This window comes from Fusibacter paucivorans (genome assembly GCF_018390735.1).
Lineage (GTDB): Bacteria > Bacillota > Clostridia > Peptostreptococcales > Acidaminobacteraceae > Fusibacter > Fusibacter paucivorans.
On record NZ_JAHBCL010000082.1, the window covers coordinates 1 to 1,770 of the forward strand.

Annotated in this window: 1 protein-coding gene; it reads left to right on the plus strand. The window is 40.5% G+C overall.

Features of this window, described 5'->3' with window-relative positions:
* The first annotated feature begins 340 nt into the window (after positions 1-340).
* Positions 341-1,639 (plus strand): IS110 family RNA-guided transposase, encoded by a 1,299-nt coding sequence (locus KHM83_RS19510; RefSeq protein WP_213238714.1) that lies wholly within the window; start codon positions 341-343, stop codon positions 1,637-1,639.
* Positions 1,640-1,770 lie beyond the last annotated feature (131 nt).

The window sequence follows — 1,770 nt, forward strand, 5'->3', positions numbered from 1 at the left end:
TCCTTGTAAGATAAATATAGGGTTTGGGTTTTGAAACCCACCCGAATGTTCTTTGATAACTTAAACTTTATTGTTCAGATGAATCTCAGACATGCTTCATGAAATCCAATAAATATCGTGCTATAATCTCACTTGTCAGAGAGATAGATGTGCGTTCCTCCTGGATCCCTTCTTTCATGAAGGATTTATCCGTAAAATAGCGTGTCACTCCGCAAGAACGATTCGATGTTTAGCTGGTTGGGTCTCCATTTGGAGCTACCCGTTTCAAATGCAAGGTTGTTTGGCGTTCTTCATGCAGCGGATGCTCTGATTCATTCTGTCCCGAAAGGTTGTGTTTACTATGTCTAAGTTTCAAGATGATTTTATTGTCGGCATCGATGTCTCTTCTGAATTTTCCATCGTTGCCATGTTAGAGCCTTCTGGTGCACTCATTCGAAAGCCTTTTCGAATTGATCATACGCCATCTGGGTTTCACAAACTGCTCGACATTCTCAAAAAAGAAGAAGAGCGGTTAAACAGAAAGCCCATCTACTTCGTAGAATCTACGGGTATCTTCCATTTACCACTCTTCTTTTTCCTGAGATCGAATGACCTCAAAGGATTTGTCCTGAATCCTCTATGTGTCCATTCTACCAAGAATTTCGACTTAAGAAAAGTGAAAAATGATGCAAAGGATGCAGAAGCTATCGCACGCCTTGCCAAATACCAAGATATTAAGCTTTCTTTAGTGCCTGAACCTCAAATCCTCGCGCTTCGCATGATGGCTCGCGAATACTTCGCACTTTCTGACATGCTCACTGAGATGAAAAACAGGCTTTGTACAGATCTTTACTTGCTCTTCCCAGGTTATCTCGATGTCTTTGCGAATCCCTTTGGAAAGGCCTCATTGGCTCTTCTGAGAGACTTCCCATCACCTCAGCATGTTTTATTGGCTGATCGTGAAACTCTAACTCAAATGATTTCTAAACTCAGTCGCAAGACTGTTCAGTGGGCAGGCAAGAAAGTGGATAAACTCTTTGAAATCGCTACGCTTTCTAAGTCAATGCCTAACGATTTTTCAATCCTCAGCATGAAGATCAAATACCATCTCGATGGCATCGAAAACCTTCAGAACAGCCTTAAAAACATCGAGGTTCAGCTTCATCAGATGATTGATTCTGCTGAGTTCCCTGAGAAAGTCCGTAGAAGAATTGACCTGCTAGATCAAATGCCGGGAATTGGTTTTATGACTGCAGTAACACTCATTGCCGAGATTGGTGACTTTGATATGTTCACGTCTCCAAAAGCTTTTACAGCATTCTTTGGCCTTGATCCAAGTGTGAATCAGTCCGGTAAATTTATAGGCGACAGAAACAAAATTTCTAAGCGTGGTACACGTTTTGGACGCCGAGTGCTGTTTACTGTAGCACTCTCATCCATTCGAACCACTCGTAATGGCAATGCCATCAATCCAATCCTTAGAGATTTTTACACCAAGAAATGCGTGAACAAGAAGAAAAAAGTAGCACTTGTTGCAGTCATGCACAAGCTTTTACACTACATTTTCGCGGTTCTTCGTGACGAAAAATCTTTTGAATTCAGAAGTCCAGAAAAACATCAATCTTGGAGAACTTCCAAGTTGCATTTAGTAGCAGCGTAAAAACTCGAATCATAATAATTTCAGTCATTGTTCGTACTTTTCAATGGCTTGGTTTGTCATACTCATTTTCAAGAAACAAGTTTTTTAAGCTTTTTTCAAAACACTACTTGACTATTATTAGCTGGTCTATT

What these genes read in the sequence shown, in the direction of transcription:
- KHM83_RS19510 (WP_213238714.1), top strand. Translation starts at nt 341, where the DNA reads ATGTCTAAGTTTCAAGATGATTTTATTGTCGGCATCGATGTCTCTTCT.